Annotated in this window: 9 protein-coding genes; 4 read left to right on the forward strand and 5 right to left on the reverse strand. The window is 42.1% G+C overall.

Annotation, left to right across the window (positions count from 1 at the left end):
• Positions 1 to 6: 6 nt before the first annotated feature.
• From WNY98_RS10300 to WNY98_RS10320, 5 genes are all read right to left on the reverse strand, one after another.
• A complete protein-coding gene (locus WNY98_RS10300; RefSeq protein ID WP_024595529.1) occupies positions 7 to 1,596 on the reverse strand; it encodes an alkaline phosphatase in 1,590 nt (529 codons plus the stop codon).
• Positions 1,597 to 1,804: 208 nt separating this feature from the next.
• The gene (locus WNY98_RS10305; RefSeq protein WP_182712503.1) at positions 1,805 to 4,240 is read right to left on the reverse strand and encodes a TonB-dependent receptor; all 2,436 of its coding nucleotides are present in this window, start codon (positions 4,238 to 4,240) and stop codon (positions 1,805 to 1,807) included.
• Positions 4,241 to 4,448: 208 nt separating this feature from the next.
• Positions 4,449 to 6,188 (reverse strand): solute:sodium symporter family transporter, encoded by a 1,740-nt coding sequence (locus WNY98_RS10310; RefSeq protein ID WP_342877840.1) that lies wholly within the window; start codon positions 6,186 to 6,188, stop codon positions 4,449 to 4,451.
• 111 nt (positions 6,189 to 6,299) lie between these two features.
• Positions 6,300 to 8,360, reverse strand: coding sequence for an alpha-xylosidase (locus WNY98_RS10315; RefSeq protein WP_165723771.1), 2,061 nt, complete (start codon positions 8,358 to 8,360; stop codon positions 6,300 to 6,302).
• Between the two features lie 107 nt (positions 8,361 to 8,467).
• A complete protein-coding gene (locus WNY98_RS10320; protein ID WP_024595864.1) occupies positions 8,468 to 9,235 on the reverse strand; it encodes a sulfite exporter TauE/SafE family protein in 768 nt (255 codons plus the stop codon).
• Positions 9,236 to 9,415: 180 nt separating this feature from the next.
• On the opposite strand from WNY98_RS10320, the gene WNY98_RS10325 reads away from it, so the two are divergent.
• The 4 genes from WNY98_RS10325 to WNY98_RS10340 all read left to right on the forward strand — a co-directional run bounded on the left by WNY98_RS10325 (position 9,416) and on the right by WNY98_RS10340 (position 13,352).
• Positions 9,416 to 10,165, forward strand: a complete 750-nt coding sequence (locus tag WNY98_RS10325) for a GntR family transcriptional regulator (RefSeq protein WP_024600661.1) — start codon at positions 9,416 to 9,418, stop codon at positions 10,163 to 10,165.
• Positions 10,166 to 10,380: 215 nt separating this feature from the next.
• Positions 10,381 to 11,343 carry an aldo/keto reductase gene (locus WNY98_RS10330; protein WP_342877841.1) on the forward strand — a complete coding sequence of 321 codons (963 nt, stop codon included), beginning with the start codon at positions 10,381 to 10,383 and terminating at the stop codon, positions 11,341 to 11,343.
• 9 nt (positions 11,344 to 11,352) lie between these two features.
• Positions 11,353 to 12,348 (forward strand): TauD/TfdA family dioxygenase, encoded by a 996-nt coding sequence (locus WNY98_RS10335; protein ID WP_182752962.1) that lies wholly within the window; start codon positions 11,353 to 11,355, stop codon positions 12,346 to 12,348.
• The gene (locus WNY98_RS10340) at positions 12,348 to 13,352 is read left to right on the forward strand and encodes a YeiH family protein (RefSeq protein WP_342877842.1); all 1,005 of its coding nucleotides are present in this window, start codon (positions 12,348 to 12,350) and stop codon (positions 13,350 to 13,352) included. The genes WNY98_RS10335 and WNY98_RS10340 overlap by 1 nt, the downstream gene beginning before the upstream one ends.
• Positions 13,353 to 13,657: the final 305 nt, after the last annotated feature.

The following is a 13,657-nucleotide window of genomic DNA, read 5'->3' on the forward strand; positions in this document are numbered from 1 at the left end:
CCGCCATTATTGCTGAGTTAGTTCAAGAGCTTGATTAATTAGATGAAACACTACGTTTTGTTCAATTACGCCTTGTGCTAGCTGAGCACCTGGACCTTTTGCATGCAGTGAAATATCTTCACCCGCGTGTGTTTCTGAGCCCATTGGTACAGTTGCTTCTTGGTGAAAACCTGGGGTCGTTGTATCAACGCCATTTAGCTCAACACGCCCTGCAACAGCAGCACTTGTGTAACTTGCATCCGCATCAGTCTCACTGCCCAAGTTTCTAAAACCTAAACCATTTGCGTAACCTACTGTGGTGTACGGCATATCGTCGGCAGCTAGGCTTGGTGTAGTTTCGCCTACCGCAACTACTTGACCCAAAATTGGATTACCACGCTTAGGGTAGCCTGCAATAGTAAATACATGGCTGTGATCGGCGGTTACTAAAATAAGGGTTTCTTCTGGATTGGTGTTATCTACCGCTGCTTGCACGGCTTTAGCAAACTCAATGGTGTCGTTAAGCGCGTTGTATGCATTACCCGCATGGTGCGCGTGGTCAATTCGACCCGACTCAACCGTTAAGAAAAATCCGTTATCGTTTTTACCAAGCACTTCAATTGCTTTAGTAGTCATATCGGTAAGCGAAGGCTCGCCCGCTACATCGTTTGCGCGGTCAGCTTCGTATTGCATGTGGGATTCGTTAAATAAACCAAATACTTTAGTAGCGTCATCTGCAATTGAATCAAAGCCTGTTTGATCCATCACGTACGTAGCATCTGGGTATTGTGTTTGCCACTCAGTTACTAAGTTGCGCTCGTCAGTACGGTCGCCTTCTATAGCGCTTACTGCGTCTGTTGAGTTAGCTGTTTCGTCTTTTGGTAAAAAGTGACGACGACCGCCACCCATTACAAAATCAAGACCGTCTACGTCGGTCCCTACAAATCGTGCTTCTAGGTTTTTTTCAAAGTTAACCAGTTGCGATGCAATGTCTTCACAGCCACCCGTTACGGCATCTTCTGGCATATCTGATACGTCTTCCCAGTTACGGTCAGCCGATTTAGCATACGTTGCAGCAGGAGTTGCATGAGTAATACGTGCTGTAGAAATAATACCGGTAGATAGCCCTTTAATTTCAGCTAATTCGGTCGCGGTAATTAGCTCATTACCTGCTACTGTTGAACACACGCCGCGTTCAATATCTTCATCTACACCAATAACGCCCACATCGGTTTTTACACCCGAAATAATAGCCGTCATCGTGCCTGCTGAATCGGGCGTTTGAGCATCTACGTTATACGTTTTAACTTGTGCAGAGTATGGGAACTCTTCAAAGCTTAAATAACCTTCTTCGCCAGATTGGTTATTACGCTGCCCTTGCAAAATGCGTGCGGCAGTAAGAGTAGATATACCCATACCATCGCCCACAAATAAAATAACGTTTTTAGCTTTAGTGGCTTGTGTAGCCTGCGCTTGTGCTGTTTTTGTTGTTAGTTTAGTTTGCGCAGCGCTATACCAGCTGCTGTCTGTTTGGCTTTGCGGTAGTACATCAGCATGGCTCACTGCGCTAAACGTAAACGTTAGCGCGATTGCCGCAGCGACTTTTTTAATTTTCATCCGTAATTCCCATTGTTTAGTGGTTATTTTTTTGAAATGTGTAAACACAAAAAAGATCAACCGCTGCACTATAGAAAACAGATGTGACTGATAAAGGTAATTTTGATGAAAGTAAAATGACTAAACTATTACAAAGATAAGTCACAAAAAAACGCAACGTGCAAAACGTTGCGCTTGTAGGGAAATTATTAAGAGAATTATTTAAATATTAAAAACGTGCTTTAAACGATACCCCAAAGTAGCGCTCTGCATCACGTGGGATTTGGTAACGGAAGTTATCGCCACTGTAGGTAGTTACGTAGCTTTCGTCGGTTAAGTTTTTAGCAATAAGCGACACTCTAAACGCGTCATCTTTAAACGATAAACCCACACTTGCATTTAAAATACCGTAATCTGGTAACAAAGCGGCTGGGTTAAATTCGCCTACGTTGTCTGGTAGGTCTGAGTATTGTTCGTCGGTGTAAATGTAAGAGCCATTTATATGTACGTTAAAGCCATGGTCGGTTTCAATAAAGTAGTCAGCCGTTAGTGAGTATTTTAAATCTGGCGAAAATGGTACATCTAAACCTGAGCGGTCAGTACATGAACCTGCGGCTACCTCTGCCGGACAATTAAACTCGTCAATTTCAGCTTTGATGTAAGCAACACCACCGGTAAGCGTTAGCGACTCTGTTGCAGCCCACATAAAGTCAACTTCAACACCTTGCGTACTTACATCTCCCGCATTGGTTAAGCGCGTAATACAAGTGCCGTCTGAACAGTCAAAGTTGTTAGCTTGAAAGCCTTCAATTTCGGTTCTGAAAAGCGCCATGTTAAATACAAATTCGCGGCTTGCGTATTTGTAGCCTATTTCATAAGCGTCAGACTCTTCAGGTGCTATTTCGCGACTATCGGTGTCTGGGTTAAAGTTATAATAAATATTAAAACCAGGGCCTTTGTAACCTTGCGAGTAAGTACCGTATACCATTTGACCATCGCCTAAATCGTATTGCATACCTAAACGACCCGATACGTTGGTTTCTTCGGCTTTGCCTTCATCATCTGTATTTAGTGTTGCTGGGCGCACGCCTACACCGGTGCGGCCATACACATCATTACTTACACGGCGATGCGTGTACGACACTTCATCGTCGGTGTAACGAATACCAAATAATACGCGTAAATCTTCAGATAAATCGTAAGTACCATCGGCAAAAGCGGCCCAGTTATTAAATTCTGTGCTCATAAAAGCAGTGGCCGATACAATATCGTTTGCGTTACAGCTAACACCTAGGCCTTGTGTGTAACCTTCTAAATCAGCAAGCGCTGTATCAAGCTCAGCGCCCGATAAGTTATTTTGCGCGTAAAAAGCCATTGCGCTATCAAGCTGGCCACCATTATTTTGACAACTAGCATCGCGAGTAAAGTTACGTTGTGAATCCATGTTCCAATAAAATAAGCCAGCAACATAGTTAAATGGCCCAGCTAGGTTTGATGTAACTCTAAATTCTTGCGAAAACTGATCCCATTGCTGTGCACCTAAATCGTGTAATTGAAACGGCGCGTCAAATACCGGCTCGCTGCTGTCGCCAGCAATAGAGGTAAAGTCGCCTTCACGGTACTCTGTGTTATCCCACGAACGCTGTGCAGTAATTGAAGTATATGTATAGTCGCCAATTGTTTTATCAACCTGTACCGAAAACGCGCTATGTTCGTCAATTGTCCGCGACTCGTAATCATGATCAACGCTGCGTTGGTCTAAATCAATATCGGCTACGCCATCAACAATACCGTTACTGTTTGGTACTGATTTTGAATCTGGATTACGGCCACTTGGTAGTGCTTCTAAGTCGGCACAACAATCATCGTCAGCGTTATAAAATTCTGCAATAAATTTTACGCTTAAGTCATCCTCTGGCTCGTATTTAAATACAGCACGTGCACCTTCACGGTCGTAACCGTTTACTTTTTCGTTGTTGTAAACGTTATCAATGTAACCGTCAAATTTACCTTTAAATACCGTTAGGCTTGCCGCTAGGTCGTCGGTTAAACCGCCGCTTATAACGCCTTTAAAACGGTATTCGTTATCTTGATAAAACGAGGTTTCTACGCTGCCTGTTGTGTCGTACGAGGGATCTTTTGTTGTTATGTTTACCACACCTGCTGAGGCGTTTTTACCAAACAATGTACCTTGTGGCCCGCGTAATACTTCAATGCGGTCTACGTCGTATAAATCGGCAAATGCTTGACCCGAGCGGCCAAGCACCACGCCATCAACAACAGTTGCTACACTTGGCTCGGCAGCAATACTAAATGAAATAGTACCAATACCGCGCACTGTTAGCGCTGAGTTACGGGTTGTGGTGCCTTTTCTAAAGCTAACTGAAGGGACAAGTGACTGTAAGCCTTCCATGTTATTAGCAAAAGCTGAATTAATTTGATCGCTATTAAGTACCGATACCGCAACAGGTACTTCGTTTAAACTTTGCGTTCTTTTTTGTGAAGTAACGACTATTTTTTCAAACGTATCGTTTTTAGCTGTTTCTGTTTTTTGTTGTTCTTGTTCGGTTTGCTCTTGCTGCGCATGTACCTGCGCGCTAAGCGCTAAACCGGTTGTCATTGCTAACGTGACTGCCAAGCTTAAGACGGACTTTTTAGCTCTCATGTCATTCTCCATATTGTGCGTGTGTGCTGTGTGGTACCGCGCTAGCAATTGTGTGTGTTGCTAATAAAGCGGTGTCAGTGTGTGATACTTTCCTTAAAGCTCTTATATCTTATATAAGAGCTTTAAATTTAAACAAACTATCTTACTAATGCAAACATTATGTGAATTAAATGTGATTTAAGTTTGGTATACAGAATATAGCCGCAGGTTATGCGGCGTTTTTAGCACCAATACGCGCTAAGCTATTTTCGTAACTAACCTGCCAACGACGTACACTCCACCAGCTAAGCACTAAGGCTGTAGACCATACAGCAGCTAAACTTGGTACAAAGTACACACTGGTTCCACCAACCAATCCGAGTGGCGAAAATAATATATATAAGCTAACAATCAAGCTTACTAATACAATTGCGCAAGGTAATGCGTATTTCCAAGGGTTAAGGTCTACCTCAGCTTTGCGTGTAAATTGCCATGGTGTTTTAAGTGGTTTGTAGTAACCAATACCCAGCATTATCACCAATTCAATTAAGAACAAAATGGCGTAAATATGAATAAAGTTAATGTCTACATCCCATACAAATTTAAGCAAGGTGTAGGCAATAATATGGAATATAATCGCGACTTTAGCGCCCAGTGCAGGTACTTTTCGAGTAAACAAACCTACCAATACAATTGTGATGACCGGAATGTTGTAAAAGCCTGTAAACACACGAATTATGTGCCATAAACCTTCAGGTGCGAACATCAATAATGGCGCAGTTATAAACGACAATATGGCAATAACAATACTAGTAATTTTGGCTACTTTTATAAGTTGGCTGTCTGTTACCTTATTTTTTTTCATTGGCTTATAAACGTCTAAGCAAAATAAGGTTGCCGCGCTATTGAGCAGTGAATTAAATGAGCTAAATACAGCACCTAGCAATACGGCCAAAAAGAACCCAGATAAATACTGTGGAAGCACTTCTTTTACCAAATGTGGGTAAGCTAAATCGATAGTTGGCAGGCTTTCGTGTTTATAAAGATGGTAAGCAATAACGCCTGGGATCATCATCATAAACGGTACTAACACTTTAAAGTACCCTGAAAACAACACGCCTTTTTGCCCTTCTACTAAGTTTTTAGCGCCCAGCGTACGCTGGATCACGTACTGATTAGTGCCCCAATAAAACAAATTAGCTAAGATCATCCCTGTAAAAATAGTGCCAAATGGCACGGGATCACCGCTACTACCAATAGCATTGAGCTTTTCTGTGTCGGTGTTTACTAGGGTGCTTAACCCTTCTGAAAAACTACCATCACCCAATGCAATTAAGCCCAGTGTTGGTACTAAAATACCAATGATAAGTAACCCAACACCATTAATAGTATCTGATACCGCAACCGCCTTTAAACCACCAAATACAGCATAAATAGCCCCAACTGAGCCCACTGTAATAATGGTCACAATTAGGCTTGATTGGTAGCTCATATTTAATAAGGTGGGTACATCAAAAAGTCTAAGTACGGCTATTGATCCTGAGTACAAAACAGAAGGGATCGTTATAAAACAATACCCTACCATAAATAAGATCACCGTCATGCGTCGTACGGTATCGTCAAAACGATCCCGTAAAAATTCAGGTAAGGTAGAAAACGCGCCCGCTAGATAACGAGGCAAAAAGATCAACGCCATAATAATGGTTGAGATCCCTGCGGTTACTTCCCACGCCATTGAGCTTAGGTTGTAACCATAGGCTGAGCCATTAAGGCCAATTAGTTGCTCGGCCGATAAGTTAGTGAGGATCATTGACCCTGCTATAAATGTACCTGTTAACCCACGACCCGCTAAAAAGTAGCCATCTTGGGTGTTAACTTCCCCTTTGGTTTTTTGGTACGAGATATATCCCACCAGCGCCATAAACGCCAAGCACGATAGCAGTGTCATGGTAATGTTCATACCTTCCATCTTGCGCCCCCTTTAGCTTACTTTACTCGGTAAAAAGTAAGCTAATATCTTTATTATTGTGTGTTGTATGTGTGTTGTGTGTGTTGTGTGTGTTTTTTATTAAGCCGAGTTTTATTTAGGCCATGCTGTTAATTGGCTCATGTCTTGTTCTGTGTGTTGAACCTCTGGGCCAAGCATTAGGCTGTCGCCTTCGCGTACAAATACTGCCATTTCTTCAAGTGCAAGTGTGTGTTCGTAGTACTTACCACCTTCGTAAGATTGTTTATCAGGAAAGCGAATCCAGTTGCCTTGTGGTAAATAAAACTTCACTTTACCGTTTGGCACGACACACGGCACTACTAACAATTTTTCACCGCACATAAATTGCTGATCAAAACTATGCGCTAGCACATCATCAGGAAATGCTAAAACCATTGCACGCTGAATTGGTAAGCCAGTTTGCTGTGCTTGTATGGCACTTTGCTCTAAATAAGGAATAAGTTGGTAGCGCAATTTAAGTGCTGCAAATACCGCATCACTTGCTTGCTCTGTGTAAGACCAAGGTTCGCGAGGACCAATACCATGTAAGCGCATATGTGCGCTAAATACCGAGGCTTGTGCCCAGCGCACGTAAAGTTCTGCGTCGCGGGTGTCTTTGTAAAAACCACCAATGTCGGTTGCAAAAAATGGCCCGCCCGACATGCCCCACGCTAAACTGCCACGAATGCTTGCCGCTAAACCCTGCCAATCGGCCTGTGGGTCGCCGCCCCATTGTGCAGGAAAACGTTGGCTGCCAGTCCACGCTGAGCGGCTAAACAAAAATGGCCCTGTTTTACAGTATTTTTCGGCGGCCTCAAAAACGCAGCGGTTATACAACATGCTGTAAACGTTGTGTAATCTTATGCCGCTGTCGCCACTGTGCGATACCATATTTTCGTCTTCTAGCTGTTCGCCAAAGTCTGCTTTTATCATATCTACGCCCAGCTCAAACAATGGCTTATGCGATTCAAGCCAATATTCATAAGCGTCGGGGTGCGTAAAATCTAAAATACCCGACTCTGGTAGTGGTGTAAGTACTTCGCCAAATGGGCTTAAATCCCACTCGTATTGATACGCTTTACCGGTGCGTTTATCTTTTATAAGCCAGCCATTTTCGGCCGCTTTAGCAAATAATGGGTTATTTACCGAGATCATCGGGTATTCCCATACGCAAATTTTAAAATCCATGGCTTTTAGTTCATCAAGCACTGGTTTTGGGTCGGCGTAACGTGTTGGGTCCCATTCAAATGCAAAGCGGGTGTCGGTGTCTTGCCATGCGCGGCCATCAAGAGTAATTACGTCGCACGGCATATTTTTAGCACGCACTTCGCGGGCAACACTCAGTAATTCGTCAGCATCTTTGTAATACGCTTTTGATAAAATAACACCAAAGCTCCACTGTGGTGGCACCGGTGCAAAACCTGTTAGTTCACAGTAACGGTTAATGCTTTGAGCAGGTGTTTGTTCTTGATATAAAAATACATCTAGCGCGTCATCTTCAACTAAACATACATATGCGCGTTGCGACCACAGTGCGTAACCTACGCCATGAGTTACCGGTGCAGGTGTATGTACAAATAAGTTCCAGCCTTCTGGGCTCCATGCATACGGTGTATTTTTATAAGACTTTTCGGCGTTAACACCTAACGCATCGTGGTTGTATGAACGAATAAGTTGGCCGCGTTTATCAAGCTTTCCCCATTTTTCGCCAAGACCATACACGGCCTCATCGTAGTTAAGCTCTAAGCTTAATATCCAGCCGTTATCAGTTTTAGCCAGTGGCGGTAAACGATGCTGGCGTACAAAGTGGCCATCGGTTGCTGATTGCTGCACTAGCTCATCGTTTTTATAAAGTTTGAAATGAAAAGGGTCGCAGTAAAACTCTAGCCGGTATTCGCCACCACTTACACTGTAATCATTATTGTTTTTGCTAAGTGTGAGGGGGTATTCTGATGGGGTTGTGGTTAATATTTTAAACTGCTCGTCATGCGTGGTGCCTGCATTTAAACGTAAACCAAACTGGCTTATCGTTACGCTAATATCACCAAACTGAGTGGGCAAAACCAACACATTACCTTGTAACTTTGGCTGTGCGGTTAAGCGTGCTGGTTCTATTGCGTTCCAGTCTGGCTCACGTAATTCAAATGCATTCATGGGAGTTCCTTAACCAATTATTAGTCTTGTATAAGACACAAGTTAAATAATTGTAATCCCCATGTCAACGTAAATAAACTCAAGATGAATTATTTACATCGCAATTTTTAAAAAATGCCAGGTGCCGATGTAGCCACCAGCGATACGCCGCTCAGTCCTAGTAACGTAATAGCTATAATGCGTATCCATTTAGCGTCAACGTAAGGCGTTAATTTGCGAGCAAAATGCGTAACTAACAACACTAAGGGAATAGCCGCTGCAATTAAAAACATAATGTCGAGCCCCGGCAAAGTACCAAATAAGGCGATACCTACACGTACTAGCCCGCCAATAGTAAATACCGCTAATAACGTACTGCGAATAGCTTCAATAGACCAACTTTGCTTATAACACTGAAACACAAGCGGCGGCCCTGAGGTTGAAAACAACCCACCAAGTAATCCACTCACCCCTCCAGCTATTAAAAACGAACGAGGGCGGCTTTGTTTATTAGCACGATCGCGGCCAATCAGCATTAAAGCGCAGCACAGCAGAATACTTACACCTAAAATAAAGTTTAAATAGTGCGTTAAATGCGACGACATAAACTCAAGCAGCACAAAACCTATCAGCATTAACGGTATACCGGTATACAACATAAGTTTTAGCTCGGGTACTTTTACCGAACTGCGGTTTTTAACGACCACGGTTGTTGAATTAACTAACCCTAGCAAACTCACTAAAAATGTAGTTGCCGTAAGTGGCAATACATCAAGCAACGTAAAGCTTGCAACCACCAGCAACCCAAAGCCAAACCCGCTAAGAGTTTGCATTACAGTGGCAAGGCTTAGGCACAACGCCATAAGCAAAATGAGTTCAAAAGAAATACTGAGCACTTTTAATTTCCTAAGGGTGAGCTATTGTAGTGTAACGATTTGTTTTTAGGCATAATGTATATTTTGCGCCTATAAAACATTACAGCAGTAGTTCACGTTTAATTGAGCTAGCGCAAATATGCGTAAAAGGTTTCACCTATGATATAACTACAGGTGGATTAAATTTAATGGTAAATAATAATGAGTAATTCTATGTTTGATCACAAATTAAGTGGCCCAAGCTTGGCTTTTCAACCGCTTTACTTACAAGTGGCTGATTATATTAAACAGCTCATTGTTGAAAGACGCTGGGTACCTGGCGAAGCACTACCAAGCGAGTTTCGCCTTGCTGAAGAATTTAACGTAAGCCAAGGTACGGTTCGTAAAGCACTTAATTTATTAACCGACAATAAAATAGTGACTCGTCGCCAAGGCGTTGGTACGTTTGTATCAGAGCATACTGCGCAAGATGCCTTATTTAGGTTTTTTCCGTTACAAGCCGACGGTAAAGGCGCTGATTTACCAAAGGCTGAACTGCTATCGGTTGAGCTTTGTGCTGCGCCAATTGAAGTAACAGAAGCGTTACAACTCAATAAAAAAGACAAAGTTACCAAGCTTGTTCGTAGACGTATTCTTGATAACGAATTTTGCATGAGCGAAACTATATACCTACCGCAAAGCTACTTTCCTGATATACATCAAAGTAGTGATATTCCGCATACATTGTACCATTACTATCAAACCAAATTTAACCAAACTGTACACAAAACCCAAGACAGTATTAAAGCTGTACTTGCTACAGCTGATGATGCCAAAATGCTTGCTATTAAAGCTGGCGACCCACTGCTGTTGGTATCACGAATTACCGAATCAATCGAAGGTAAGCTAATTGAATACCGCCAAAGCAAATGCCGTAGCGATCATTACCACTATCAAATTGAACTTGATTAATTAAAAGCGTGTTTAGTGCTAAAAACTCACTTTAGCGCATAATAATTAAATATTTTTTAAAGGCAGCAAACGCTGCCTTTTTGCTGCCTGTAGGTTTTTTAACCCACCCATTTACTACTTTGCTGTTAACACAGTATTGACACTGTTTGATTCGTATAATAACTTATGTCTTATACAAGACCTAAGTCATTATGCATTTTTAACAGGAATTCCCAATGAGTTCATTAAATAATATCCCTCCAGTAGGGTTCGGTTTATGGAAAGTAGCACAAGAAGATTGTGCGCAAACGGTATACCAAGCCATTAAGGCAGGTTACCGCCATCTTGATTGCGCATCAGACTACGGTAACGAAGAACAAGTAGGCGATGGCATAGCCCAAGCAATAAACGATGGTTTATGTACTCGCGAAGAATTATGGGTAACATCAAAACTGTGGAATACCTTTCATGCATCAGAGCATGTTGGCCTCGCGATTGATAAAACACTGAGTGATTTAAAGCTAGATTACCTAGACTTATACCTAATTCATTTTCCGATTGCGCAAACATTTGTGCCAATAGAAACCCGCTATCCACCAGAGTGGTTTGTTGACCCAGACGCGCAAAATCCACAAATGGAGCTGGCAAAAGTGCCGCTATATTTAACGTGGCAAGCAATGGAAGAGCAAGTACATAACAACAAAGCTAAACGCATTGGAGTATGTAATTACTCAAGCGCGCTGCTTCACGATTTAATGACCTACGCAAATATCAAACCCGCTATGTTGCAAATTGAGTCGCACCCTTATTTAACGCAAGAGCGATTAGTAAGATTAGCTAAGCAGTACGATATTCCGGTTACTGCGTTTTCACCACTGGGTGCGCTTTCATACCTTGAGCTAGAAATGGCTGATAAAACTGAATCAGTTCTTGAGCAAAGCGTTGTTAAAGCGGCTGCACACAATCATGGCAAAACGCCAGCACAAGTAGTTCTTCGTTGGGGCGTGCAACGCGGCACAGCCATTATTCCAAAAACTTCAAAACTTGAACGCATGAAAGAAAACCTCGCACTGTTTGATTTTGAATTAACAGAGCAAGAAATGGCGCAAATTTCTGCGCTTAACAGTAATCGCCGATTTAACGACCCTGGGCACTTTTGTGAAGCTGCCTTTAACCGTTTTCACCCAATTTACGATTAGGAACATACAATGTCAGCTACCGAAATTAACTACGCCTCAGTGCCAACTCAATTAACATTCGATGATTCGGTTTTTCCGTGCATTGTGGTTAATAACAATAACGCCAGCACCGTTGAAGAAGCGGTAGCTTTCATTCGCGCGAATAAAAGTGAATTGGCTACAAAGCTTCGCAGCTCAGGTGCTGTACTGTTTCGTGGCTTCCCTGTAAATAGTGCCGAAACCTTTGATACTTTTTCAGCCGGGTTTGACTACACAAACTTTACCTATAAAGAGTCACTGTCTAACGCGGTACGTATTAATTTTACCGAACGTGTATTTACAGCTAACGAAGCGCCAAAAGATGTAGAAATATACTTACATCACGAAATGGCGCAAACGCCTATTTCGCCAAGTAAATTATTCTTCTTTTGTAAATCGGCCGCAGAAAAAGGCGGTGCAACACCTCTTTGCCGATCAGATAAATTATTTAGTGCGTTAAAAGAATACGACAGCAAGCTTGCCCATGACTTTGAACACAAAGGCCTAAAATATACCACCTATATGCCAGCCGCTGACGACGCAACATCAGGCCAAGGCCGAAGCTGGAAAAGTACGCTAAGTGTAGAAACCAAAGACGAAGCACATAATAAATTAACCGAACTTGGTTACGAGTGGGAATGGCTTGAAGACGGCTCACTAAAAGCCGTTACACCGGTACTGCCTGCGGTAGTAACTCTTGAAAATAACGTACAGGTTTTTTATAACCAACTGATTGCCGCTTACATGGGCTGGAAAGGTGTACGCGAAAACCCATCAATCGCCATTACTTTTGGCGATGGTAGTGCAATACCCAAAGCAGGACTTGATAAAATTGTTGAGCTTTCTAAAGTATTTACCTTTGATCTTGCATGGCAAGACGGTGACGTTGCTTTAGTTGATAACGAAATGGCTATGCATGGTCGTCGCCCTTTTACAGGTGAACGTAAGCGCCAAGTATTAGTAGCACTTACCGCAGCTAAAGCGTAATGCAGCGCTTAAGCAGTAAATTAAGCTGTAAAATATCACCTTTATGGCAAGGCGCCAGCATTGCTGCAATGACTGGCCTTGCCGCCTTATTTTTGAGTGAGCATTACGGCGCGCCAGCCATGTTGTTTGCTTTGTTACTGGGTATGGCAGTCTCATTTTTGTATCAAAGCGATAGCCCTTGCGCCAAAGGTATCGATTTTACCGGCACCACGGTTTTGCGTGTAGGTATAGTACTGCTAGGCACACGCATAGCGCTGGGAGATTTAGTAACACTGGGTTGGCAAACAGCACTTATGTTAGCGGGCGCCATATTTACCACTATTATTTTAGGTGTAGTGCTAGCGCGCGTATTTGGCTTACAAAAACGCTTTGGTGCACTAACAGGTGGCTCGGTTGCTATTTGTGGAGCGTCTGCTGCGCTGGCTATCTCGTCTATTATGCCAAACAGCGAGCATAAAGAACGCGATACCCTATTAACCGTTATTGGCGTAACAGCTATGTCGACTATCGCTATGATCCTCTACCCTATCGTGGTTAATTATCTTGAGTTTGACGCCCATAATGCAGGCGTATTTTTAGGTGGCACAATACATGATGTAGCCCAGGTAGTGGGTGCAGGTTATTCGGTATCACCCGAGACAGGCGATATAGCAACTCTAACTAAGCTAGTACGTGTTGCAATGCTACTACCCGTTGTACTTATTATGATGGTTGTTATTAATCACTCAAATAAAGAAAAACACGGAGAGTTACCTAAAGTACCTGGGTTTTTAATTGGCTTTGTAATACTTATGGTAATAAATAGCTGCTTTTCAGTTCCTACAATAGTACTTGAAACCGCTAACGAACTTTCACAGTTCTTTTTAATTGCGGCTATTTCAGCCATAGGTATGAAAACTAATTTAGGAAAACTTACCGAAGTAGGCATGAAACCTATTGTTTTAATTGTTGCTGAAACACTTTGGATTGCATTATTAATACTTGGATTTGTAATTTGGAGCTAATGAATCAGATTATTTCAGATATATATTAAAATATTTAGTAGGTAATTAGGTCATGTTTTAACCAATTAAAACCTGTATTTTACTTACTCTAAAACCGCGTACAAAAACAAGCATAAAGCGTTGATTAAAATAGATTTACCTTTAATTAAAAAGTAAAAAAGATCATCTCAATCATAACTAATTAGTTAAAAAACAAACAAACAAATAAAGCACTTACTCTAAAATAAATTTACAATAGGGCTTGGTATATAACTTAATTTACTGTTATCCTGCTTGCCATCGGGTTGACAGAAAACCCTATTTAT

The organism is Pseudoalteromonas sp. AS71, assembly GCF_038900275.1.
In the GTDB taxonomy this organism is placed as follows: Bacteria; Pseudomonadota; Gammaproteobacteria; order Enterobacterales; family Alteromonadaceae; genus Pseudoalteromonas.

Excerpts from the sequence above, each read along its gene's own strand:
- WNY98_RS10340 (WP_342877842.1), top strand. The coding sequence starts at position 12,348 with ATGCAGCGCTTAAGCAGTAAATTAAGCTGTAAAATATCACCTTTATGG.
- WNY98_RS10315 (WP_165723771.1), bottom strand. The coding sequence starts at position 8,360 with ATGAATGCATTTGAATTACGTGAGCCAGACTGGAACGCAATAGAACCA.
- WNY98_RS10305 (WP_182712503.1), bottom strand. The coding sequence starts at position 4,240 with ATGAGAGCTAAAAAGTCCGTCTTAAGCTTGGCAGTCACGTTAGCAATG.
- WNY98_RS10310 (WP_342877840.1), bottom strand. The coding sequence starts at position 6,188 with ATGGAAGGTATGAACATTACCATGACACTGCTATCGTGCTTGGCGTTT.
- WNY98_RS10330 (WP_342877841.1), top strand. The coding sequence starts at position 10,381 with ATGAGTTCATTAAATAATATCCCTCCAGTAGGGTTCGGTTTATGGAAA.
- WNY98_RS10335 (WP_182752962.1), top strand. The coding sequence starts at position 11,353 with ATGTCAGCTACCGAAATTAACTACGCCTCAGTGCCAACTCAATTAACA.
- WNY98_RS10325 (WP_024600661.1), top strand. The coding sequence starts at position 9,416 with ATGAGTAATTCTATGTTTGATCACAAATTAAGTGGCCCAAGCTTGGCT.
- WNY98_RS10300 (WP_024595529.1), bottom strand. The coding sequence starts at position 1,596 with ATGAAAATTAAAAAAGTCGCTGCGGCAATCGCGCTAACGTTTACGTTT.